17 protein-coding genes and 3 pseudogenes are annotated in these 23,269 nt (G+C 70.8%); 7 read left to right on the forward strand and 13 right to left on the reverse strand.

Translation table 11 applies throughout. The features are described 5' to 3' along the window. Positions 1-46: 46 nt before the first annotated feature. The 6 genes from ABT114_RS36800 to ABT114_RS36825 are packed head-to-tail and all read right to left on the reverse strand — an operon-like array spanning position 47 to position 5,389. Entirely contained in the window at positions 47-802 is a 756-nt protein-coding gene (locus ABT114_RS36800; protein ID WP_351147548.1) for an SDR family oxidoreductase, read from the reverse strand. Next, on the reverse strand, positions 795-1,316 hold the full coding sequence (locus ABT114_RS36805) for a cupin domain-containing protein (RefSeq protein ID WP_351147550.1): 522 nt from the start codon (positions 1,314-1,316) through the stop codon (positions 795-797). The genes ABT114_RS36800 and ABT114_RS36805 overlap by 8 nt, the downstream gene beginning before the upstream one ends. Continuing rightward, entirely contained in the window at positions 1,307-2,119 is an 813-nt protein-coding gene (locus ABT114_RS36810) for an alpha/beta fold hydrolase (RefSeq protein ID WP_351147552.1), read from the reverse strand. The genes ABT114_RS36805 and ABT114_RS36810 overlap by 10 nt, the downstream gene beginning before the upstream one ends. Beyond that, positions 2,116-2,913 carry an aspartate dehydrogenase domain-containing protein gene (locus ABT114_RS36815; protein WP_351147554.1) on the reverse strand — a complete coding sequence of 266 codons (798 nt, stop codon included), beginning with the start codon at positions 2,911-2,913 and terminating at the stop codon, positions 2,116-2,118. Before ABT114_RS36815 ends, ABT114_RS36810 begins: the two co-directional genes overlap by 4 nt. Further along, complete coding sequence (locus ABT114_RS36820; protein ID WP_351147556.1) at positions 2,910-3,854, reverse strand: VOC family protein; 945 nt, start codon at positions 3,852-3,854, stop codon at positions 2,910-2,912. The genes ABT114_RS36815 and ABT114_RS36820 overlap by 4 nt, the downstream gene beginning before the upstream one ends. 50 nt (positions 3,855-3,904) lie before the next feature. Continuing rightward, positions 3,905-5,389, reverse strand: coding sequence for an aldehyde dehydrogenase (locus ABT114_RS36825; protein ID WP_351147558.1), 1,485 nt, complete (start codon positions 5,387-5,389; stop codon positions 3,905-3,907). Positions 5,390-5,685: 296 nt separating this feature from the next. On the opposite strand from ABT114_RS36825, the gene ABT114_RS36830 reads away from it, so the two are divergent. The 3 genes from ABT114_RS36830 to ABT114_RS36840 all read left to right on the forward strand — a co-directional run bounded on the left by ABT114_RS36830 (position 5,686) and on the right by ABT114_RS36840 (position 8,640). Further along, entirely contained in the window at positions 5,686-7,050 is a 1,365-nt protein-coding gene (locus ABT114_RS36830; RefSeq protein WP_351147559.1) for an MFS transporter, read from the forward strand. A 699-nt stretch (positions 7,051-7,749) separates the two neighbouring features. Next, the gene (locus ABT114_RS36835) at positions 7,750-8,295 is read left to right on the forward strand and encodes a MarR family winged helix-turn-helix transcriptional regulator (protein WP_351147561.1); all 546 of its coding nucleotides are present in this window, start codon (positions 7,750-7,752) and stop codon (positions 8,293-8,295) included. Positions 8,296-8,484: 189 nt separating this feature from the next. Then, a complete protein-coding gene (locus ABT114_RS36840; protein WP_351147562.1) occupies positions 8,485-8,640 on the forward strand; it encodes a hypothetical protein in 156 nt (51 codons plus the stop codon). 161 nt (positions 8,641-8,801) lie between these two features. On the opposite strand, the gene ABT114_RS36845 is transcribed toward ABT114_RS36840, so the two are convergent. Next, the gene (locus tag ABT114_RS36845; RefSeq protein WP_351147564.1) at positions 8,802-11,012 is read right to left on the reverse strand and encodes an FUSC family protein; all 2,211 of its coding nucleotides are present in this window, start codon (positions 11,010-11,012) and stop codon (positions 8,802-8,804) included. A gap of 530 nt (positions 11,013-11,542) precedes the next feature. On the opposite strand from ABT114_RS36845, the gene ABT114_RS36850 reads away from it, so the two are divergent. Next, entirely contained in the window at positions 11,543-13,660 is a 2,118-nt protein-coding gene (locus ABT114_RS36850; protein ID WP_351147566.1) for an FUSC family protein, read from the forward strand. A 167-nt stretch (positions 13,661-13,827) separates the two neighbouring features. On the opposite strand, the gene ABT114_RS36855 is transcribed toward ABT114_RS36850, so the two are convergent. Next, positions 13,828-15,999 (reverse strand): FHA domain-containing protein, encoded by a 2,172-nt coding sequence (locus tag ABT114_RS36855; protein ID WP_351147568.1) that lies wholly within the window; start codon positions 15,997-15,999, stop codon positions 13,828-13,830. 579 nt (positions 16,000-16,578) lie between these two features. On the opposite strand from ABT114_RS36855, the gene ABT114_RS36860 reads away from it, so the two are divergent. After that, entirely contained in the window at positions 16,579-17,796 is a 1,218-nt protein-coding gene (locus ABT114_RS36860) for a glycoside hydrolase family 3 N-terminal domain-containing protein (RefSeq protein WP_351147570.1), read from the forward strand. Between the two features lie 112 nt (positions 17,797-17,908). On the opposite strand, the pseudogene ABT114_RS36865 reads toward ABT114_RS36860, so the two are convergent. Together ABT114_RS36865 and ABT114_RS36870 are read right to left on the reverse strand one after the other, a co-directional pair. Then, positions 17,909-18,118 (reverse strand): annotated as a pseudogene (locus ABT114_RS36865) (zinc ribbon domain-containing protein); the annotation flags it as partial. Between the two features lie 176 nt (positions 18,119-18,294). Then, entirely contained in the window at positions 18,295-18,921 is a 627-nt protein-coding gene (locus ABT114_RS36870) for a TetR/AcrR family transcriptional regulator (RefSeq protein WP_351147572.1), read from the reverse strand. A 58-nt stretch (positions 18,922-18,979) separates the two neighbouring features. Between ABT114_RS36870 and ABT114_RS36875 the strand changes: the two genes are divergently transcribed. Together ABT114_RS36875 and ABT114_RS36880 are read left to right on the forward strand one after the other, a co-directional pair. Continuing rightward, the gene (locus ABT114_RS36875) at positions 18,980-19,699 is read left to right on the forward strand and encodes an alpha/beta fold hydrolase (RefSeq protein ID WP_351147574.1); all 720 of its coding nucleotides are present in this window, start codon (positions 18,980-18,982) and stop codon (positions 19,697-19,699) included. Between the two features lie 270 nt (positions 19,700-19,969). After that, positions 19,970-21,295, forward strand: coding sequence for an alpha/beta fold hydrolase (locus tag ABT114_RS36880; RefSeq protein WP_351147576.1), 1,326 nt, complete (start codon positions 19,970-19,972; stop codon positions 21,293-21,295). Positions 21,296-21,478: 183 nt separating this feature from the next. On the opposite strand, the pseudogene ABT114_RS50710 reads toward ABT114_RS36880, so the two are convergent. The 3 genes and pseudogenes from ABT114_RS50710 to ABT114_RS50715 all read right to left on the reverse strand — a co-directional run. Continuing rightward, positions 21,479-21,620 (reverse strand): annotated as a pseudogene (locus ABT114_RS50710) (oxidoreductase); the annotation flags it as partial. Positions 21,621-21,634: 14 nt separating this feature from the next. Further along, on the reverse strand, positions 21,635-22,918 hold the full coding sequence (locus tag ABT114_RS36885; RefSeq protein ID WP_351147578.1) for an NAD(P)/FAD-dependent oxidoreductase: 1,284 nt from the start codon (positions 22,916-22,918) through the stop codon (positions 21,635-21,637). Positions 22,919-23,038: 120 nt separating this feature from the next. Further along, positions 23,039-23,193: pseudogene (locus ABT114_RS50715) on the reverse strand (IS256 family transposase); the annotation flags it as partial. Between the last annotated feature and the right edge of the window lie 76 nt (positions 23,194-23,269).

A 23,269-nucleotide genomic window follows, 5' to 3' on the forward strand; every position in this document is an offset into this window, starting at 1 on the left:
TGGTTCAGTGCATGTGGTTCAGTGCATGTGGTTCAGTGCACGAGGTTCAGTGCATGGTGAAGCCGCCGTTGACGGCGATCACCTGTCCGGTCAGATAGCGGGACTCCTCGCCGAGCAGGTACGAGACGATCCCGGTGAGGTCGTCCGGCTGCTGGGGGCGGGTGATGGCCCGGTTCAGGCGGTAGAGGTCGTGCCGCTCGGCGGGCACGGTCTCGGTGGCCTCGCACTCGGTGAGGCCGGGGGCGACCGCGTTGACGGTGATCCCCTTGTCGCCGAGTTCGCGCGCCATGGCGCGGGTCAGGGCGATGACCGCGCCCTTGGAGGCGATGTAGTGAGCCAGGCGCGGCGAGCCGTACAGGGCGGCGTCGGAGGCGATGTTCACGATCCGGCCGGGCCTGGTCAGCAGCGGGTACAGGGCCTTGGACACCAGCCAGGGGCTGCGGGCGTTGACCGTCATCAGCCGGTCCCACACCTCGATGTCGATGTCCTGGAACTCCTTGCCGCCGACGCCGTTGGCCAGGGCCGCGTTGTTGACCAGGCCGTAGAGCGGGCCCAGTGCGCGTACGGCGTCGGCGAGCGCGTCCACGGAGGCGGGGTCGGCGACGTCGCAGGGCACGAAGCGGGCGTCGATGCCTTCGTCGCGCAGTGCGGCGGCGGCCTCTTCGCCGCGCTCCCGTTCCAGTTCGGCGAGGACGACCCGGAAGCCGTCGGTGCCGGCCCGGCGGGCCATGGCCAGTCCGAGGCCACGGCCCGCTCCGGTGACGACGACGGTGCGTACGTCTGCCGGGGATCGGTCAGTCACGGGTGACGCCGTGCATCGGCGAGTACTCGGGGTAGGTGGGCACCTGCGGCTTCTGGGTGCCGATGACGACGCAGAACAGGGCGTCGGTGTCGCCCTCGTTCTTGAGGGAGCGGGTCACCCCGGCCGGGACCACGATCATGTCGCGGTAGCCCAGGGTGCGGTACTCCGCCTCGTCGGCGCCGCGGTGGATGCCGACCTTGACCTCGCCCTCCAGGACGAAGAAGGCCTCTTCCACGTCGTGGTGGGTGTGGGCCGGGCCCTCGGCGCCCGGCGGCAGCAGCATGTTGGAGAAGGTGAAGCCGCCGGACGGGAGGATGCGGCTGTCGCTCTCGTGGTTGCCTGTGGCGCCGGAGCCGACGTAGCGGATCTGGCCGCGGCGGTACTGCGGGCCGGCCTTCTCCTGGAAGGAGAGGGTGTCGAAGTCGGCGACCCGGGAGGCCTTGGTGGCGACGAGGGAGTCGGTGTACGCGGCGAGGTCGCTGCCGTTGTCGTACGCGTCGGTGGTCAGTGGCATGAGGTGAGCTCCTGTTCAGGGAGGGTTGCGGTGATACGGAGGTGGGAGAGGACCCAGGCGTCGAAGCGCTCGGGCTGCTCCTGGTTGGCCAGGTGACCGGCGTCCTTGACGATCACGTAGGCGGTCTTGTGGATGGCCCCGGCGATGGCCTGACTCGCCTCGACGCCGGTGACCCGGTCGTGTTCGCCGCACAGGACGAGGGTGGGCGCGGCGATCGAGGGAAGTTCGGCACGCAGGTCGGCGGCGGCCATGGACTGCGCGGCGTAGGCGTAGCCCGGCAGGCGTACGGAGGCGGCCATGGTGTCCACGACGCGGCGCACCAGTTCCTCCGGTGCGTCGGGCGAGACCAGCCGCGGGCCCCGGGCCTCGGCGAAGGCGCGCGGGCCGACTTCGGCGAGGTCGGTGGCGCGGGCCCGCATGGCCTCGGCCCTGGCCGGGTCGGTGCCGGAGCCGGGGCTGGAGTCGGCGACGATCAGGGAGTCGACGAGTCCGGGGTGGCGGGTGGCCAGGCGCAGCGCGATGACGCCGCCCCAGGAGACGCCGAGGACATGGGCGCTGGTGCCGCGTTCGCGGATCAGCGCGGCGGCGGCGTCCGCGTAGTCGTCGAGGCCGTAGGGGGTCTCGGGGTCGGCGGACCTGGCGTATCCGGGGGCGTCCCAGGCCACGACCCTCGCGTGGGCGGAGAGTTCGGCGAGCTGTGGGGCGAACGCGGCGGAGGACGATCCGATGCCGTGCAGGCACAGCAGCAGGGGTCCCCGGTCGCCGGCCTCCTCGACATGGATGCCGGTGGTGCGGGCGCTCACAGGATCTGCCCGCTGCGGCCGGCGAGCGCGGCGAGGCTGCGCAGCACGGCGTACGGCACCACCTGGCTGGTGGCGGGGTTGCCGGGGTCGGGCAGGTGGGCGACCTCGAACCGGTAGGAGCCGTGGGCTCCTTGGGCCTCGATGACATGGCGGGTGTGCCGGGCGGCCGGGTCGGCGACGACCTGGACCCGCACAGTGTCCAGGTCGCCGACGGCCAGCGCGACCGAGGCGGCCACGTTCGTGGATTTGGGGAACTTGCCGGGCACCTCGCGCGCGGTGCCGGACATCACCTCGACCGGTTCGGTCGCGGTCCGCATCCGGGTCAGCAGTTCCTCGTCCATCCAGGGCTGTTCGAGGGTCGAGGGCAGCTTGGTGGTGGTGAGCCTGACCTCGTCCAGCGGGCCGAGCAGGCTGACCGCCTGGAGCAGGTCCAGGCCGCCGACCGCGCCGCCGGTGAAGTACACCCGGCCGGGTCCGGCCGCGAGGAGCCGTTTGGCGAGGTCGTCGTCGGTGAGCGCGCCGGTGGAGGCGATCAGCAGATCGGTGCCGGAGGCCAGCACCTTCTCGCCCCATTGCCGTACGAGGCCCTGGCCGGCCGCCTCCACGATCAGGTCGCAGATGCCGAGGGCCTCCTCCAGGGGGACCTGGCGGGCCGGGGCCGCCTCGCCGAGGGGCCGGTTGTCGACGACGCAGACGAGTTCGGCTCCGGCCACCCGCCCTTCGGCGAGTGCGGTGCCGACGACCCGTCCGATCGCGCCCCAGCCGACGACGCCGACCTTGCGTACGGTGCTCATGCGAGGGCCTCCTGGGCGTCGACGGGGGCGAGCGGTCCCGGGTCGGGTACGCCGGCCATGTGGCAGCGGATCTCCTTGGACGGCGCTCCGGCCGTCCCCCACAGGTCGGACAGGTCCGGCACCCGCCGCCACACCCGGGCGATCCAGGCGTCCTCGACGATCTGGGCGACCTCCGAGGTGTATTCGCAGACCAGTCCGGAAGGATCGGTGAAGTAGGAGAAGGTGTTGTTGCCGGGGCCGTGCCGGCCGGGGCCCCACTGCGGGGTGATGCCGTGGTGGCGCAGCCGTCCGAGGCCCCGCATGAAGTGGTCCACGGAGGACATCTCGTAGGCCACGTGGTTCAGCGAGGTCCACTCGGCCTGGTTGAAGGCGATGCAGTGGTGGTCGCTGTTGCAGCGCAGGAACGCCATCTGGTGTTCGGACCAGTCCGAGACCCGCAGTCCGAGGACGTCGCAGAAGAAGGCGACGGCGGCGTCGATGTCGGTGGTGTTGAGCACGGCGTGCGTGACCCCGACGGGCACGGCGCCGTCCCGGCCGCGCGGGAGGACGGCCTCGACCTGGGCGCTGATCTCGATGAGCCGGCCCTCGGGGTCGGTGAAGCGCAGTCCGTAGCCGCCGCCGGCCTGGTCCAGCGGTCCGGGTCCGGCGACAGGGACGAGGGAGTGGGCCTGAAGGCGCCGCGCGGCCTCGTCGACCTCGGCGGGGGTGGCGACGGCGAAGGCGATGCGTCCGAGGCCGACCCGGTCCCGTTCGGTCAGGTGCAAGACGTGGTGTTCGTCGCCGGTGCCGCGCAGCCAGCGGGCGCCGCTGTCGGACTCGACCGTCTCCAGGCCCCAGACCTCTTCGTAGAAGTCGGCGGCTTCGGTGAAGGCCGGGGTGTGCAGCTCGACGTAGCGCAGGGAGCGGAGCCGGGCGATCGGGCCGGGGGGTGGTGGGTGCATCGGTTCTCTCCAGACGGGCGGGGCGGGCGTACGGGCGGGCGTGCCGGGGGTCAGCCGGCCCAGGGAAGCCGGTGGCTCGAGGTGCCCCAGTACAAGGACTTCTGGCGCTGGTAGGCGCGGATCGCGTCCCGGCCCTTCTCGGTGCCGAGGCCGCTGTCCTTCCATCCGCTGAACGGGGTGGAGGCGCTGAACTGCTTGTAGGTGTTGATCCAGACGGTGCCGGCCTCGATCCGGCGGGCGATCCGCCAGGCGGCGCCGAGGTCCCGGGTCCAGATGCCGCAGGCCAGTCCGTAGACGGAGTCGTTGGCCTGGCGGACGAGGTCGTCCTCGTCGTCGTAGGGCAGGGCGACCAGGACGGGGCCGAAGATCTCTTCCTGGCAGGTGCGGGAGGTGTTCGCCAGCCCGTCGAGGACGGTGGGCAGGTAGTACGCGCCGTCCGCGTACTCCTCTCCTTCGGGGGCGGCGCCGCCGCACAGCACCCTGGCGCCCTCGGAGCGGGCGAGGTCGACGTAGCCGGCGACGGAGTCGCGGTGGCGGTGGTGGACCAGGGGGCCGACCTGGGTGGCCGGGTCGGTGCCGGGGCCGACACGCAGCTTGCGGACGCGTTCGACGAGTTCCGCGACGAAGGAGTCGTAGATCTCGCGGGCCACGAAGAGCCGGGACCCGGCGATGCAGGACTGGCCGCTGGAGGAGAAGATCCCGAACAGCACTCCGGCCAGGGCTTGTTCGATGTCGGCGTCGGCCCGCACGATGGTGGGCGACTTGCCGCCGAGCTCCAGGGAGGCGGGGATGAGCTTGCGTGCCGCGGCCTCGGCGATGGAGCGGCCCGTTTCCGTGCCGCCGGTGAAGCCGATGCGGGCGACGAGCGGGTGGCGCACGATGGCGTCGCCGACGACGCGGCCGCTGCCGGGCAGTACCGACAACAGGGCGGCGGGCAGGCGGAGTTCGTCGAGGGCCTGGGTGATCAGCCGGCCCAGTGCCAGCGAGACCAGCGGGGTCCAGGCGGCGGGCTTGAGCAGGACCGCGTTGCCGGCGGCGAGCGCGGGCGCGATCTTCTGCGCGTCGCTGGCGACGGGCGAGTTCCAGGGGTTGATCGCGCCCACGACCCCGACGGGTTCGTACACGCTCATGGTGGCGTAGGGGCCGCGCGACGGGGTGAGACGGTCCTCGGCGGTTTCCAGGGCGGCACCCATGTAGCGGAAGGTGCCGGCCGCGCTGAGGGCGAGGGCGCGGGTCTCGGTGAGGGTCTTGCCGGTGTCGGCGGTCTGGAGTGCGGAGAGCTCACCGGCCGCCTGTTCGGTCAGCTCGGCGATGCGGTACAGCAGCCGGGCCCGTTCGTGGGGAAGCAGATCCCGCCAGGCCGGCTCCGCCATCGCGACCGCGGCGGCCTCGGCCGCTTCCGCGACCTCGTCGGCCGAGGCCGTGTGCACGGTGGCCAGGACTCGGCCGGTCGCCGGGTCGACGGTGTCGACGGGCTCGCCCGCACCACGGCGCCACTGGCCCGCGATCAGGATGTCGGTGGAGTACTGGGGCACGGTGGACCTCCGGGCGAGGCGGGCGGGAAGGCGGTCGGCTCCCCGGAGGCGGGCGCGTCCTGCGCGCCGCCGCTCACCGGGACTGCCGAAGTGCTAGAAATCTAAGCGCTTAACTAATTTCCCGCAAGGCCCCGTGCCGAAATCTCTCACCGACAGACCTTGAGCTTGACCTGCACAGGCGCGAAGATGGCCGTCATGTTGCCGCAACAGAACTTCTTAAGCCCTTAACCATTGACCGCTTAGATACAGGAACCTAGTGTCTCCGCAACTCCTCTGCCCGCGGAAGGACTTCCTCCATGACGACTGTGGTCGGCAAGCCAGCGCTCGGCTCGATAGCCGCGCGACTCGAACGACTGCCGCACTCACGCTGGCATGTCAAAGTCCGGTTCCTGATCGGCACCGTCACCTTCTTCGAGGCGTTCGACCAGCTGCTGGCCGCCTCCGCCCTGCCCGTCCTGACGAAGGAATGGCACCTGACCACCGGCCAGGCCACCTTCGCGGTCACCTCCGCCTCCATCGGCATGCTGCTCGGAGCGCTGGCCGCGGGCTGGCTGGGCGACCGCATCGGCCGGGTGCGCACCGTCGCCCTGGGCATCGCCGTCACCGGACTGTCCAGCCTGGCCGTGGCCCTCTCCCAGAACATCGAGCTGTTCTCGCTGTTCCGGTTCCTCCAGGGGCTGGGCATCGGCGGCGTGGTCCCGGTCGCCGCCACCTACATCAACGAGATCGCCCGCTCCGACAAACGGGGCCGCTTCGTCCTGCTCTACGAGATGATCTTCCCGGCCGGCCTGGCGGCCGCCACCCTGCTCGCCGTGTGGGTCGTCCCCCAGTTCGGCTGGCGCGCCATGTTCCTCGTCGGTGCCCTGCCGGCGCTGCTCGCCGTCGCGCTCCCCCGACAGGTCGAGGAGTCCCCGCGCTGGCTGCTGGCCCGGGGGCGCACGGCCGAGGCCGAGGCGACCATCGCCCGTATCGAGGCGGAGGTCGCCCGCACGACCGCCGAGGCACTGCCCGCCCCCACCACCACCCCCGACACCCCGGAGCCCAAGGGCAGCCTGATGGATCTCTTCCGGGGACGCTATCTGCGGCGTACCGCGGTCCTGTCCGGCCTGTGGTTCGTGGCGTACTACGTCAACCACGGCATCTCCACCTGGTTGCCGTCGCTCTACACCAGGGAGTTCGGCCTGGATCTGACCTCGGCGCTCGTCTACACCCTGCTCAGCAATGTCACCGGGCTGCTCGGCACGTTCGTGATGGCCATGCTGATCGACCGGCTCGGCCGCAGGCCCGCACTGCTGGGCGCGCTGGTCGGCACCGCGCTCTCGCTGGCCGTGCTCGCGCTGGCCGGCGCGACCTCGGGCAGCCAGGTCGCGGTGTTCGCCTCCTGTACGACGTTCTTCCTGTACGCGATCAACGCCGGGCTCTACCTCTACTCGCCGGAGCTGTACCCCACGGTCAACCGGGCCCGAGGTGCCGCGTTCGGCGGTCTGTCGAACCGGATCGGCGTCATCCTCGGGCCGGTTGCGGTGGGCGCGATCATCGGGGCGGGCGGCAGCCTGTCCCTGGTCTTCGCCCAGCTCGCCGTGGTGGCCGTGGTCGGCGCGGTGATCGCCTGGTTCGCCGTCGAAACCAAGGGGAGGACGCTCGAGGAGCTCAACTCCTGAGGCGCCGTAGGCGTCAAGCGGCCGGGGCAGACGGTGCCCAGCGCGACGCCCGGCCGGGGCCGGTGGTGCCGAGCGCGACGCCCGGAACCACCGGCCCCTTTCATCCGTCGCCGTCCGGCTGCCACACCACTGCTCGAGCGACCGCCCCAGGCCGACGAACAGTCCGGTGAGCCGGCGCCGGTCCCCCGGCGCCGGTCCCCCGGTGCCGGCCGAGCAGTTCGCGCTCCCGCACCGACCGACCATGCGACACGGATACGCGCCGCCGGGCCTGCCTCCGGGGTGAGAAACGACCAGACGATCCGGCGGTCGTCCCTGTCGCGCTCCCGCTCAGCGGTCCGGCCGTACCGTCGCGGGCGCGCCGGTGTCCGTGGCCGCATCCGTGTCCCCCGTGGTCGCATCGATGTCCCCTTCGGATGGGTCCCGCGCGTCCGTGTCGGCCGCATCCGGACACTCCGCGCCCCGCGTGTCCATATCGCCGAAGGCCGTGGCCAGTACCTCTGCCGCCGCGGGGGCGAATTGTGCCGTGGGCACCGAGGCCGCCCAGCCGGAGCGGCGGCGCTCCTGGTCGCCGTCGTGCTGATCCGGGCGCTGCGGCGGCGTTCGGCCGACTGACCGGCACGGCCTCCCCGGCGGGGGTCCGTCCTTTCAGCAGTAAGATTCTCAGCACCGTGAGAATCTTCGCGGCCGCTGTACGAGGGGATGATCATGGCTGCATCGAGGCCGACGGACCTGGACGCCGTGGCGCATGTGATAGAGGACTGGGCGCGTGAACGCCCCGAGCTGGACACCAGCCCGTTGGAGGTCCTCGCCCGGCTGCACCGTTCCTTCCTGCGGTACAACACCCGGCTCACCTCCTCGATCGAGCGCCAAGGCCTGTCCGTCGCCGGCTTCGACGTGCTCACCGCGCTCCGGCGGTCCGGTGAGCCATTCCGGCTGACGGCCGGACAGCTCGCCGACTCCGGCCTGGTCTCCTCGGCCGGGGTGACTCTGCGGATCGACCGGCTGGAGAAGGACGGGCTGATCGTCCGCGAACGGGATGCCGACGACCGCAGGGTCGTGTATTCACGTCTCACCGAGCAGGGCCTGGCCACGGTCGACACTGTTTTCGCCGAGCACCTGGACAACGAGCGGCGGATGCTGGCCGGACTCTCCCCCTCCGAACGCCGTCAGCTCGCCCGGCTGCTGCGCAAACTGGAGATCTCGATCCTCGACTCCGACGAGGCGCCCGCCGACAGCCCGGCCTGACGGCCCGCACACACCGTCAACAAGGAGCAGGCCCGACCAGGCGTGTCGCGGACGGCGAGCGCACGCTCCTGAAAGAGGGACCGCTCTCGTCACGATCCCGCGAACGGCTTCAAGACCGTTCCTTGGACCGCCCCGTTCGATGTCCTCGAAACCCCCGAACATGCCCGGAACGGGGAACCAGCGGACGGGGTGGTCGAGTTCGGTCAGCACCTCCACCTCAGGGAGGCGCAGCCCCTGTTGCGTGGCCAGGTCCGTTCCGCCCTCGAGGCCCGCCCTGTGCCGGATCAGGCGGTGCAGGGTGCGCTGGAGGCCGGCGAGTACGTCAGGCGGCTCGCCGACGGGTGACCCCATCCCCATGCGGGACATGCTGATCGACCAGGTGGCCGAGTGGATGGGGCACGGCCGCGGTGGCTGCGCTGCGGGCGGAAGGAAGGGCCTGGTGCGCGCGCAGACGCCCCGAGCGCCGCATCTGTCGCTCAAGGGGGGCGGCCGCTGCGGTCAGGGCCTCAGTGCGCAGTGGTCGTTCCCTCGCGCTCGGGTCCGTGCCCGCCGTGTGCGATCCGTGCCAGATCGGTCATCAGCGCGTCCAGCCACGACACGGTGGCGTAGTAAAGCCGCGGCGCACCGGACGGCTCCGCGGCGAACCCCGGGAGAGCCGGGTCGATCAACGGCAGGGGCGCAGTCGGAGTGTCACCGCCGGGATCCACCGCTGCCGAGACAAGCAACATCCGCCCGGCCACACGATCGCCCAGCCCGCTGAGCGATTCGGCCGCCGCCGGGCCCAGCCCCGTGTGCGGCGACTCCGACAGCCGGTCCGCCCCCCACAGGGTGTGGTGACCGGCCATCAGCGTTGCCTGCCAGTCCACATCGGGCATCGCCACCCCGCGCCGCCCGCCGCCGAACGGCGTCGGCTCGCTCTGGAACTGCGCGTACGCGGACTCCGCGAGGATGACCGCCTGCTGGAGCGACCGATGGCCGGGCGCCCCGGACGGCGCGGCCGTCCTCCCGCCCTCCGCCACCGAGGCACTGGTCGCCACCACGATCTCCGCCGCCCTGCGCAGGAGACTCGCCGCCGCGTACCGCAGCTCTTCGTGGGCCCCGCGGGGCCAGGCGAGCAGGCCGAAGACGGCGCCGATCGCACTGCCCACCAGGACGTCCAGCAACCGGACCTCCGCCAGCTGCCACGTTGTCGGCGCCAACTGTGCGAAGACCAGTGCCACGAGCACGGTGAACAGGCCCTGCGCCCAGCCGACGCCCTTGACCGGCCCCACAGTGTAGGCGATCAGCATCCACACCGGCAGCACGGCGGCGTACACCGCGGTATCGGCACCGACCAGGGCCAGCATCCCCGCAGTGACCAGCGCCCCGGCCAGCGTGCCCGCGAGAGCCCGGCGGATGGTGGTCCAGGTCGCGTCCATGGTGGTCCGGGTGAGGGTGAGCGTCGCCAGCATGGCCCAGAACCCGTGGGGCAGCGTGTCCACCCCGGCCACGAGCCGGGCCGCGGTCAGGGCCATGGCGATGCGCCAGGAGTTCTGGAAGAGCACCGACCGGCGCCCGGCATGGCCTCGCAGCCGGTGCCACCACAGAAGCGGGGCCCAGGTCCTGGCGTACCAGAAGCGACCCGGCGGCACCTCCACCGAGGCCTGACGGCCGCGCATCGCGAGATCGGCTGCCGTCCCCATGGCCAGCGCAGCATCGGCGATCTCCAGCACGGCGGCATGCCGGCGCAGTACAGCGGGCGGGAAAACGGACGGCGGAGCGGTCCCGTCGGCGGAGCCGGACGCACACGCACCGGGGGCGGCGGGGCCCGCGGACGAGGCCGACAGGTGTGCGCGGGCCGCAACCAATTCCTCATACGCTGCCACCGGCGACGGTCCCGCCCTCAGGCAGGCCGTGGTCGCCGTGGCCAGTCGCGCCACCGCGTGCAGTACGGCGCTCACGTCAGGTCCCGGACAGTCGCCAGGCGCGGCAGGCAGTTGCGTCAGTCGGCTGAGCAGTGCGCGAGTCGCCAGACCGGTCTGCGCAAGGGCGCGGTCGCGCACCCCCGGTCCCGCCGGACGTTCCGCCTCCGGCACGGTCACGGCCCGCAGCGCCTGGCCGGCCTCACCGGCCGCCCGGATATCCGCGCCGGTCAGGGCATACGGAGGAGCGGCCAGGAGTGCCGCACAGTGCGCGGCGTCCTGCGCGGCGTGCGCGGCCCGCTCCCGGTACGGCGGCGGGGCAGGTCCGGGGAAGATCAGAGCCTCGGCGGCGACGAACAGGGCCAGCCCCGTGGTCGTCCCGATCAGCCGATCGCCGAGTGAGGCGGGATCGTACGGGGGAAAGGACGGCAGAATGTAGAGGAGTTGCAGGCCCGGCGCCGCGCCCGCCGGGCGGGGTCCGCCCACGGCGGCGAAGGCCAGCGCGAAGCCGACCACGAGCATGCCGACGACGGCGCTCCAGGTCTGCACCGAGAGATAGGTGCCGATGACCACCAGCAGCCAGCACACGGGCAGCAGGCCCAGCACCACCGCGGCTCGCTGCCGCCCGGTACCGGGGATCTTGGAGAGTCCGCCCAGCGCCACGGCGGCGAACAGGGCGTAGGTGGCCGCGACGGGGCGGTCGAGGCCGTAGCGGAAGAGGTAGAAACCGGCCGCGGCGACCAGGGCCAGGCGTACCGCCCGGCGGCCCGAGGCGGCATAGGCCGCCGGGATCCGACCGGCACGAACACCACGCACCCCTACAGGATCACGCACCCCCGGGCGCCCGGCACCTTCCCGCCGCGCACGGCGCCCTCTTGGTGCGTGTCCCCGGCCCGGGGACGCCGGCACCGCTCGGCTCCTGTCGATGTCCTGGAACCGGAGAACGAGCAGCAGCTGCGGCAGGCAGCCCGCGGCTCCGTGCTACGAGCCCTGCCGCGCAGTTGACGACGGCCCGTTCGAACTGCCGGAAGCCTGACGGGCTGTCTCCCCAGTCGGTACGAGTGCTTGCTGAGCGCCGCCGACGTCGAGCCCGTGGTCAGCCGCATGCCGCGCTTGCCTTGCTCGACGAGCGTTCGGCCCGCCGCTCTCGCCGACCGTACGGGCCCGACCCCAGCCATGAGGTGCCCCCAGGGCAGAACGGCTGATCGCGAAGAGACGAGCGCACGGTCACCGCCTGCCTCACCACCCGGAGCGGCGCCGTCCAGGTGCGGTGAGTGGCAGCCACGCCGGGGCTGGCAGAGGATGAGAGCGCTGCTCCCGCGCCGTTCCGCGAAGGAGGCCCGGATATGCGCTGGTGGTCGTCGCTGGTCACGATCGGCCGGGATGGGCTGCGCATTCAACGGGCATTCGCTGCCCGGTCGGCGATCGCACGGGCGGTACTGGCCGTGCTGCTCGCCACGGTCCTGGGCCTGCTGCTGGACGACCCGGTGGCTGGGGCCATGGCCAGCGTCGGTGCGTTCATCTGCGGCATCGGTACGCTGCTGAGCCCGCTGCGACACCCTGTGGTGAACGCGCTCGGGATGGCCGCGGTCTTCAGCGCGATGGCGGTGCTGGGGGCCCTGGTGCACGGCACCACCTGGCTGTTCCTGCTGCTGCTCGCGGTCGCGGCGTTCGCCACCGGGCTGTGGCGGACGATGGGCCTCGCGCCCGGCATCCGGGGGTGCCTCACGGTCATCGGGCTGATGATCACGGCTGATCTCGCTCCCGACGTACACGGCGGCCTGGTGATGGCCGGATGGATCGCGGTCGGGACCGGACTCGTCGTCGTGGTGCAACTGCTCCCGCCGTACGGTCCGCGGTTCGCCGCCCAGCGCCGTACCCTTGCAGCCCTGTACCAGTCGCTCGCCGAGGTTTCGGTCGCGGCCGGCTCCGCCGCCCTGGGCAGGTCCGCTCCGTTCACGGCGGCCCGGCAGGCCCTGGACCTGCTGCCGCAGTTCAGCCGGCCGGCGGCGGCGGCCCTGTTCGGACTGCTGGGAGAGGCCGAGCGCATCCGCCGTACGCTGCACACGGTGCGGCTGACGGTACCCATGGCGGCAGCGGCCGGGAACCAGGCGGCACTGGCCGCCGCCGCGCAGGTGCTGGGCAACATCTCCCGTACGGTGGCTTCCGGCCGCGAGCACCGCACCCCCGAGGAGGTCCACGCCCTCCTGGAGGCGTGGGCGGCCGCCTCGCCCGCGCGCGGCCCGCGCGACCTGGCCGCGCGGCTGCGGCCGGCCGAGCAGCTGGCTCGGCGCTCGACCGACGACCGCCTCGGCGATGTGCTGGAACCCCACACCGAGGTGCCGGGCCTGTACACGGGCACCCCCTCCGTGGCACGCACCGCCCGGCGGATCCGGGCACAGCTGTATCCCCAGTCGCCGATCTTCCGCCATGCGGTGCGGCTCGCTGTGGGCGTGGTGGTCGCTGAGGTCATCGGCCGGTCGATCGGCGGATGGGGCGGGCTTGGCATCTCCGCGCACGGCTTCTGGGTGGCCCTGACCACCATGCTGGTGCTCTTCCCCGAGTACGGGCACACCCTCGCCCGCGGCTGGGGACGGGCGGCCGGGGCCGTGCTGGGGGGCCTCTTCGCCTGGGTGCTGTCCCTGCCGCCCTGGTCGCCCGCCGGCCTCGCGGTCGTGGCGGTGGTGCTGGCCGCGGCATCGTTCGTGACCCTGCGGACCGGGCAGTTGATGCTCAACCTGTGGCTGACCACCTGGATCGTCTTCCTGATCCACCACGTCGGCGGGCTGCCCGGGCCCACGGCGTGGGCCCGGGCGGCCGATACGGTGGTCGGCGCCGCGCTCGCCGTGCTCATCTTCCTGGTCTGGCCGACCTGGTCCACCCGGCGGGTGCCGGGCCTGCTCGCTGAGTGGCTGCGGGTGCAGGACCGGCTGTTGCCCGAGCTGCTGACCGGCTACGCCGACGTCGGGGCGACCGACCGGGCAGCCGTCGACGCACTGCGGGCGCGGTCACGGCAGGTCAGGGAACACCTGGAGGCCGCGGTGGAGCACTCGCACGCCGAGCCGGCCGAGCACCGCGGCCCCTGGTCGAGTGTGCAGCTGGAGCAGATCAGGACTCAGGTGTCCACGGTCGCCGGATGCGCCACCCTGCTGGGCGAACACCTGCCGCGTGCCCCTCAGGACACCGTGCCGGAGCTGACCGAACTGGTCGATCCGCTGCACGAACACCTCACGGCCCTGGCCCGCGCCGCCGCCGGAGCCGAGACCGTGGCCCCGGGGGCATTGCGGTCGGTCTTCGACTCCTTCACCGCCCGCTCCGGCTTGCTGGCCGAGACGTCCGACGGCTCCGGCAGCGCCACGACCAGCCGCGCCGTCGCCCTGAGCACCGCAACCGTCGACGCCGTCGAGGCCCTGACCACCACCATCGCCTCCCGCTACCGCCCCCGTCGCCACGCGGCAGCCTGAAACCCCGGTGAATGACTGCCGATGCACGGGCGGTGCGACGCGGTCCGGATCCCTACCGTGGCCCAACGCATAAATGGCAGCAGTCAGGGTGGGTGTGGGCAGGGTTGGATGTCCGGTGGCCGTGGAGGTCACCGCACGTTCGCACGTGCGGACAGGGTCGATGCTCCTCAGAGCTGGGTGGCCGGCTCAAGGGCCTCGACGGCCGCTGCCGCGGCGGCGGAGTCCTGACCGTAGAAGATGTCGATGTCGACCTCCTCGCCGCCCATGGTGAGTGTGTCCCAGGCGCCGCTGAGCACCAGCATGCGGAGCGTGCTGCCCTCCAAGGTACCCAGCCGTTCCAGGATCGCCTCGTCGTCCGGCATACCGGGCATGCGCGTTGCCAGTCGGGAGCGGATCCCGCGCAGCCGCTCCAGCAGCGTCGCGGTGTCAGCCTCGCGATCCGGCTCCTCCGCGATTCCGTCGATGCCGTGCGCGATGATGTCCTTGATGGCCCAGGTGGTTCCCTGGTCGTCGGTGGTCACCATCGCCTTCCAGGCGCGGCTCTTGTGGCGATACTGGAGCATCGACATGGCGGCCTCGTGGCGCAGGAAGTCCGCGTCCCGGAAGGGCTTCCCGTTCCATGCTCCGTTGAGGGACCGTGCGAGTGAGATCGCGGAGGCCAGGCCACTGTTGAGTCCCCGCCCCGGCCAGAAGTGGATGGCGTTGGCGGCATCGCCCAGCAAAAAGCCGTACGTACCCGCGGAGTTGGCCGTGTGTGGCAGCAACTCGGCGGTGAAGCGTGGGCGTTGCACCATGTCCAGGCGGAAAGAGGTGACCGCGCTCAGGTCATCCGGCTCGACGCCGAACAGGCGCAGCCCTTCGCCCACCCGCTTCCACAGGGCCGAGCCCTTGATGAGGGCCGGCAGGAACAGGGTGCTGTGCGTGGAGCACTGGAAGTCGCCGTACTCGTCGCGCCCCATCAGGCAGGGGCGAGAGGCGATGCACTCTTCGAAGACGCGGCGGACTGGATCGATGCCGACGACCTCTGCGGTCTCCGCATCCGTCAGGCGCATGTTGAGGAAGCCCTCGCCACGCAAGGAGTTCAGCAGGAACCGGTTCTGCCCGACGGTCAGCAGTACCGCCATGGGGTCGGTCAGACCCGATTTCACACGCAGGCCGAGGACCACGTCCTGCAGATGGCGGTCGTTCAGCGAGTAGATGGATTCGTCTGCTTTGCCGAACTTGGCGGCGAAGTGGTCACGGGTGCGCGACCGCCCACCGTCGCAGATCGCCAGTACGTGCTGGGTGGCCAGAGTGTCCTGCTGCTCATCGATGCTGAACCGGGTGGGGATCAGTTGGATCCGCCTCGGCTTCTCATTCGCCGCTTCGAGGAGCCGGTCCTCGATGTAAGCGATGCGCATGTTGCGCGGGTGGTGATCGCCGATCGAGTCGGGTCCGGAGGGCCACATTTCGGTGTAGTTGTCCGGATCGAAGAGCCGGGCCTGCACCTCCTCGGGCAGGCTGAGGTACTGGCGACTCTGTACGGTCACCACCTGCTGGCGCCGTACATTGCCCTGGCTCGCGTCCTTCCAGAGGATTTTGCGGCCCTGTTTGCGCCATCGACCGTCGTAGACGGTGATGTTCACCTGGGCGCCGAGGAAGTGCTCCAGCAGCAGGGCGAGTGACAGGCCGACGGGTCCCCCGCCCGCGATGGTGACCCGCAGTACCGGCCCGCGTTCGATCTCCTCGTCACCGTGGGTAAGAGACCTGGGCAAGGAGAGCGCCATGATCGTCTCCATGGCGTCCGGAACCTCGAAGCGGAACTCCTGGTCACCGATGGTGATATCATCCCCGGGCTTGAGGAGTCGGGAGTCGATCTCCTCACCGTTCACCAGCGTTCCGTTGCTGCTGCCGCAGTCGCGCAGCACGTAGCCCTGAGTGTCGTCGAGGACGATTTCCGCGTGGAAGCGCGAAACGCTCAAGCTGGAGATGACGACGGTGTTTTCGGGATTGCGTCCGAAAGTGACCTGGGTGCCGATCACCGGTATGCGCTCTCCGGCCAGCAGTCCTTCGTGTCCGACAAGCACCGGCGCCACGGCACTTCCTTCCGAGGTTGACGACATTGCTGCTGCCGCGGTGCCACCGGAACGCACCGCTGCGCGGGCGTGACCGGGCAGCGTGCAACGGGTAGGACGGAGGGACCTTCGCTCGACGTATTTGAACGGTGAATAGTTCAGTTTTGACGACAGCACAGCGTCGCTTGACCGGTACAGATGACCCATCATGCCCGATTCCGAAGCCGTTCGGGAGAGGCCTTCCGGCGACGATGGCGCGGACCACGCCGGGGATGTCGTGGCCACACTCCGGCTCGCGTGTCACCTGCTGATTCGATGTCAGCTGACGCTGCACGTTGGCGATCAATGACAGATTCCATCCCTTTCCGGCCAGGGGCACGGTTGGATTCTGGCTTCCTTTGTCGTGGAGTGACGGCCGAGTGCGCACCACCGGCGGTCGGCTCTACGCCGGCGGATGCGGCCGGCGTGACAAGGTCGCGGATTCGGAAATCGGCCGCGGCTCGCGTCCCCGCACGGAGACACCGCCCGCACCGCTGGAAAGTCCTCTCCCTACTCGACGCCTCCCCGACCGCCGACGAACCCGCCGGGCCTCCCCCACCATGGTCCCTTGCGCCCCGCACCCGGCATCAACTCCCGGCGCCAACCACACGCCCCTGAGCACGAGTTGGCCAACGCCGCCCGCCCCAACCCCTGCTCCGGCGTGCCCTGTACGACGTCCCCGAGCCTCGCGCGCCAGGTCCTCCCCAGCAGAGGCGAACGCCGCCGAATGGATGTACGTTTGGTGGTAATGGCTGTGTGACCGCCGTCGACGGCCGAGCAAGCCCCGCCCGGTCCGTGGTCGGCGTACCGGAAGGGGGCTTCCGCATGACTTCGCAGCAGGCGCCATCGCACGGCCCGAAGGGAAAGCGGGCAGTCTGGCCCGTCCCGCTGCTGACGCTCTCACTGGCGGCCGCGGGCCTGGGCGGCACATACACCTCGCACGCTGCAGTCGTACCGGAAGCACCCGCTTCGGCGACCAGGAGCACGACCGCGACCTGCGTCGACAAGGTCTTCGCGGGGATGACCGGGCCGCAGCGAGTCGGCCAGCTCTTCATGGGAGGCATCAGCGCCTCGAATCCTGACCAGAAGCGGATCCAGGTGCTGCGCCAGTACCACGTCGGGTCGGTGTTCCTGGCCGGACGGAGCACGTCCGGCACGAAGGCGACCAGGTCCCTGGCCGACAGTCTTCAGGCGAAGGCCGACACGGTGTCAGGACATCGCGTAGGCCTGCTGGTCTCCACCGATCAGGAGGGCGGCCAGGTGCAGGTGCTGTCCGGTCCTGGGTTCTCGACCATACCGAGCGGGCTGGTGCAGGGAAGCTGGTCTACCTCGAAGCTTCGCAGTGAGGCCGCCGTGTGGGCGAAACAGCTCAAGTCGGCCGGTGTGAACCTGAACCTCGCGCCCGTCGCCGATGTCGTCCCGGCCAGCCTGGGCAGGAACAACGGTCCGATCGGCCGGTACGACCGCGAGTTCGGCCACACCGCCGCGATCGTGACCTCCCACAGCAACGCCTTCGCCGCGGGCTTCGCCCAGTCCAATGTGCTGGCCACGCTGAAGCACTTCCCGGGACTCGGCTACGTCCGAGGCAACACCGACACCACGGCGAACGTGGTGGACTCGGTGACGACGAGCACGAGCGCGAGCATCACGCCGTTCAGGTCGGGGATCAAGGCGGGTGCTCCTTTCGTCATGATCTCACTGGCCACGTACAGCAAGATCGACGCGAAGCACCAGGCCGTGTTCTCCTCCACGGTGATCCAGGGACTGCTCCGCAAGACACTGGGCTTCAAGGGCGTCGTGATCTCGGACGACCTCGGGAAGGCGGTGGCGGTGAAGTCCGTACCCGTGGCCGACCGCGCCCTGAACTTCCTGTCCGCCGGCGGGGACCTGGTCCTGACCGTCGAACCGAACCTGGTCCCTGCCATGACCAAGGCCGTACAGACCCGGATGGCACAGAACGCGGCCTTCCGTACCCAGGTGGACCAGAGTGTCCATCGCGTCCTGGCCGCCAAGCAGCAGGCGGGCTTGCTGTCCTGCGGCTGACCACAGCCCCTCCGGCAATGCCCCACCGACCGCGCTGCGCTCCCGGCGCACTGGCAGCAGGCATCGGCGTCGCCCTTATCAGGTGGGGGCACATATGGCGTTCAACATCATTCGTCGCCGACTGCCCGCCCGGAGTTCTCCGTTGAGGGCTTGCACCAGCTCCCCCGGCTGTCACCGTCAGCCCGGCGGCCAGAAGGTTCTTCGCCGCGTTCACGTCCCGGTCAGGGGTCGCCCCGCAACCGTACGTCCAGACACGGACGTTCGACGGCATCCGCTGCTGCAGGATGCCGCAGGTGGAGCACAGCTTGGAGGAGGGGAAGTACGACGTCGGCGCCGAGATCCTTCACCAGCTGCTCGTCCTTCGGTGCCGCGTCGGCGATCACCCGGAACCCCCTGTGGCAGAACGACCGCCGTCGCCACGAAGCCGCCGACGAGCTCGCCCGGCGAGCCACCTCGCCGTCGCTTCCCAAGCTGAGAGCGCGAGTTCCGGCGAGCTGGTCACGCGCTTCGTACCGGGCTGGGTGGAACCTCCGCGCAGGCAAGGGCGTACGGCCAGATCGCAGCGCCGATCTCCTCGGGCGTGCCGGGGCAGTCGCGCCGCAGCCAGTCGATGACCGTGCCCAGGACGGCGCCCGCCATGAAGGCGGCGACCGGGTCATGTGGTGTCTGGGCGGGGTGGTCGGATCCGGCGGACGGCATCTCGTCGGCCAGGCCGCGGCTGATGCGGGCGGCGAGCGCGATGCGGTGGAGCAGGTGGTTGATCATCCGGGCGCTGCCCTCGTCGCACAAGAGGGCCCGGTAGAGAGGAGCGTGCTCGGCCACGTGGGCGAACAGCTGGGGCATGGGGTTGCTCAACGGCTCGCCGTCGGGCTCGCGCGGTCCGTGCGGAATCGGCGCGACGGCCACCAACTGGTCGTAGGTCGCGGTGCACGCGGCGACGGCCAGGTCGTGGACGTCCACGTAGTGCTCGTAGAACGTCGACCGGTTGACGCCGGCGCGTTTGGTGAGGTCGGCGACGGTGATCTGGCTCAGGTCCCGCTCGGTGACGAGTTCCCGCAGAGCGGCTTCGAGGGCGGCGCGGGAACGAAGAACACGACGGTCCGGGGGTGCGCTGGCATGCGTCAACCGTATCCTTTCCAACACCTGATGGTTATCCGACAGGCGTTGGACAGGAGGCCCCCGCATGGCCACATACGTTCTCGTCCACGGCGGCAGTCACGGCGGATGGTGCTACCAACGCGTCGCCCGCCGCCTACGCTCGGCCGGCCACGACGTGTACGCCCCGACCCTCACCGGCGTCGGCGAGCGAGCGCATCTGCTCGGCCCCGACATCGACCTCGACGCCCACATCACCGACGTCGTCCAGGTCCTGCGGTACGAGGACCTGGACGACGTGATCCTGGTGGGCCACAGCTACGGGGGGATGGTCATCACCGGCGTCGCCGACCGTGCCCTCGACCGCGTCGGCCACCTCGTCTACCTGGACGCCGCCACACCCGCGAACGGCCAGTCCCTGGCCGACCTCGCACCGGAGCTCATGGCGGCCTCCCGCGCCTCGGCCCGGGTGATCGACGGCGTGGAACTCGTGAACTTCCCCGGCGAGGGGCCCATGCCGCACTACGGCCTGACCGATCCGGACGACATCGCCTGGCTGGCACCGAAGATCACTCCCCACCCCTGGAAGTGCTTCGCCCAGCCGCTGCGCCTGGAGAACGAGGCGAGCCTGCGCGGCATCCCGCAGTCTCAGATCGTGTGCACGTCGACCCTGCCCCACCGCGACCCTGCCGACCTGGAGCCCGCACGTACGGCCGGCCGTCTGTGGGACATCGACACCGGCCACGACCTGATGATCACCGAGCCGGAAGCCGTCGCCGACCTCCTCCGGCAGGTGGCGGCCGTCTGACGCTGCGCCGACGTGCGCGATAAGTGACCGCGACAGCTCATCATTTGACAGCCAGTCACATTACCGAACCGTAACCTACCGGCTGCTATCACGAGTAACTTACTCGCAGGTAAGTTCCTTGCGAACCACTTCCCGGCGGCGCGGGCAAACCCGTGGGGACGCGTGTGCGACACCGTGCCGCCGTAGCTCAGCACCTCTGTGTCCGCAGGCCGGTCCGGAAGGCCTGACACGGAGGCCGCTTCCTGCCGACCGCTTCACAGGAGGTTCGCCATGCCCGCACGCAGACGGCTGCTGGCCGCGGCAGTCACCGCCGCCACCTGCCTCGGTACCCAGGCCCTCGCAGCCACCGCCGCCACGGCGACGGACGAGGTCGTGTCCCGAGGCGTCACCATCCCCGCCTTCTACAACCCACCTGCCACCCTGCCCGCCGCCGACGGCACCCTGGTCCGCAGCGAACCCCTCCCGCTGGCCCTGAGCCTGCCCGGCCTCAGCGGCACACTGCCGGGAACCGCGACCCGGCTGATGTACAAGTCCACCGACTCGAACGGTCAGCCGGTCGCCGTCACCGGCGCGTACATCGAACCGTCCGCGGACTGGACGGGCGACGGTCCGCGGCCCCTGGTCGCGGTGGCACCCGGCACCGTGGGGCAGGGCGACCAGTGCGCCGCGTCCATGGGACTCGAACACCCGCTGGCGATCAACGGCGAGACGGTGTCCATCGGTTACGAGGACCTGGCGATCTACCGCCTCCTCGCGAAGGGCGTCGCCGTGGTCGTCACCGACTATGCCGGGATGGGCGCGACGGACCGGCTGCACACCTACGTCAACCGGGTCGACGAGGCACACGCGGTCCTGGACGCCGTCCGCGCCGCCCGCTCGCTCGACGGCGCCTCGATCACCTCCGACTCCCCGGTCGGGCTCTTCGGCTACAGCCAGGGCGGCGGAGCGACCGCCGCGGCCGCCGAACTCCAGGCCTCCTACGCCCCCGACGTCACCCTTTCCGGGACCTACGCGGGCGCACCGCCCGCCGACCTGACCTCGGTCACCAAGGCCATCGACGGCAGCGAACTCGCCGGCGCGCTGGGCTGGTCCCTCAACGGCTTCCTCCAGTCCGACCCGTCCCTGAAGCCCATCGCCGAGGCGCATCTCAATGCCGCGGGCAAGGCGGCCCTCGCCGATCTGTCGACGATGTGCGTCGGCGACGCCCTCCTCGGCTACGGCTACACGAAAAGCACCACATGGACGACCGACGGACAGTCCCTCAGCGACATCATCGCCGCCACGCCCGCGCTCCAGGCGTTCCTGGACAGCCAGCGCATCGGCACGCTGAAACCGTCCAGCCCCGTCCGTCTGGTGACGGGCGTCAGTGACAACCTCGTCCCGCACGCCCAGGCCCGCCAACTCGCCGTCGGCTGGTGCGCCAAGGGCGCCGACGTCACGTACAAGGCCGTCGTCCTGCCCAGCGTCGGCAGCGCGCTCCTCAACCACTTCGCACCACTGCTGACCGACCAGGGCGACGCCATCTCCTGGCTGACCGACCGCCTGTCCGGCAAGAAGGCCACCTCCAACTGCTGGAGCATGCCCGTACAGCCCTGACAGGTCGCGCCGCGCCACGCCAAGGTGCGGAATGTCAGGTCCCAGGCCCGCAGGCCGACGAACGCGCCGGGGAATCCTCCTCGGCGTGTTCGTCCGACAGCACGGTCGCGTCGAGGAACGGGCGCGCATGGCCACTTCGCCGACGAAGAGGACCGGCAGATCAAGGGCATCCGCTCCGACGAACAGGCCGCCGTCGACGACGACCACGGGCTTGTCCGGCGTCCAGGCCGACCAGGCGTTCACGCAGCCGGAGCGCTCCGGGGCGACCGGCGATCTCGTGGGCGTGCTCGGCGGTGCCGGCAACGCCCTGGTCGTTCCAGCCGCTGGGAGGGGAGCCGGTCATGACCCTGTGCGTGACAGGTGCGCGGGCGGCACGGCCGCCCGGCGATGCTTGATGTTGACGGCCGAAGCCTTGGCCAGTGCCACGGGGTTCAAGAAGCGCAGCGGACCGATCAGGCGGGATGCAAACAGATGCATGTGCCGCGCCACCGACTCATCGCGCGCTGCCGCCGAAAACATCAGCCGCTCCAAGGGATTGAACGGACGGGCCTTGGCGAAGTCGGCGGCCAGGTACTGGTGACCGCGCAGCCGGCGCCGGTGTGTGCGTGCGTACACCGCGAGCGACCTGTCGAGGTCGCCCCGACCGGTTGCGGCCGAGGCGACCGCCTCTGCCAACCATTGCGCGGACTGCAGAGCCCACCCGCATCCCACTCCCCACAGGGGATCGCCGGTCAGGGCGGCGTCGCCGATGAGCGCGACGCCCGGTGCGGTCGGCTTGCGGCTGTGCAGCGGGTAGTTGACAGTGCCGGTGATCTTCGTGATGCGCTCGGCGGAGTCGATGGGCGGTGCTTCGGGTAGGGCACGAACGAACTCGAAGAAGCTGCCCTCCAGGTCTTCCCGGAAGTCCGGCAGCCGCTTCTTGTCCGGGAGCACCGCGATGGCCGTCACCCCGTCGTCGTTCGGAAACGCGTACGCCATGTCGGGCTCGAGGAACCAGGTGTGACCGATCCCGCCGTGCAACGGAAGATTGCGGAAGTGCGCGAGGTAGCCGAACCGCGCGTTCTCGTACTGCCGGGCAGGTACCCCGGCGAACTTCGCTACGGCCGAGTCCTTGCCATCGGCGCCGACCACCAGGCGGGCCCGGATCTCGCGCTCGCCCTGTGGTGTCGACGCGCGCACCCCGAAGGTTCGCCCGGCTTCCCGGACCAGCCCGGTCACATGGTGACCGGGGAGCAGATCGACGCCAGGGGTTTCCGCCGCATGGGACCTGATCAACGGGTCGAGGGTGCTGCGCCGAATGTTGTACGCGTACGGCAGCTCGGGGCCCTCCGGCGCGGCCCTCGGCTCGATCCATCCCCAGCGGGTGTACCAGCGGGCCTCGTTGCGGACGGCTCCCGCCTTCTCCAGAGCGGGGATGAGGCCGAGTTCGTCCAGCACCGGGTAGGCGCTGGCCTGGAGGGAGTGGGTGCACAGCACCTTGTACGCTTCAGGGTCCGAGCGGCGTTCCAGCAGTGCGACGCGGACACCGCGTCGAGCGAGCAAGATCGCCGCGGCGCTGCCGGCGAGGCCGGCTCCGCTGATGACGACGTCGTAGTCGTATCCCGCGCTCTCAGGCTTGGTCATGCGCTGATCGCCCCCTTCGGGGTGTGGTGCCGTTCGTGGGAGTGGTGCAGTGCCACTGCTGTCAGGACCATGACCAATTGTCAAGAGTTGTGGATCGGGTGATGTGTGATCAGGTGCGGTGGCTCCCTCCGTGCGTTCGACCAGGGCGCCGTTCTCCAGCCTCGCGCCCGAGCGGACCGGCGCGACCAGGCGGGCCCCAGTGATCGCCTGCGTTCCTGGGCGGACTCGACCAGCTTGAACACCATCGCCAGGGCGGCAGCCGGGCCGCCTGCACCGGCCTCACCCTTGCCCGTGGGGACGATCGTTCGGCTGAAGCCCCGCGGAACCTTCCGCCGCAAGGCGACCGCTTGG

The organism is Streptomyces sp. NPDC002088 (genome assembly GCF_040296605.1).
Lineage (GTDB): Bacteria > Actinomycetota > Actinomycetes > Streptomycetales > Streptomycetaceae > Streptomyces.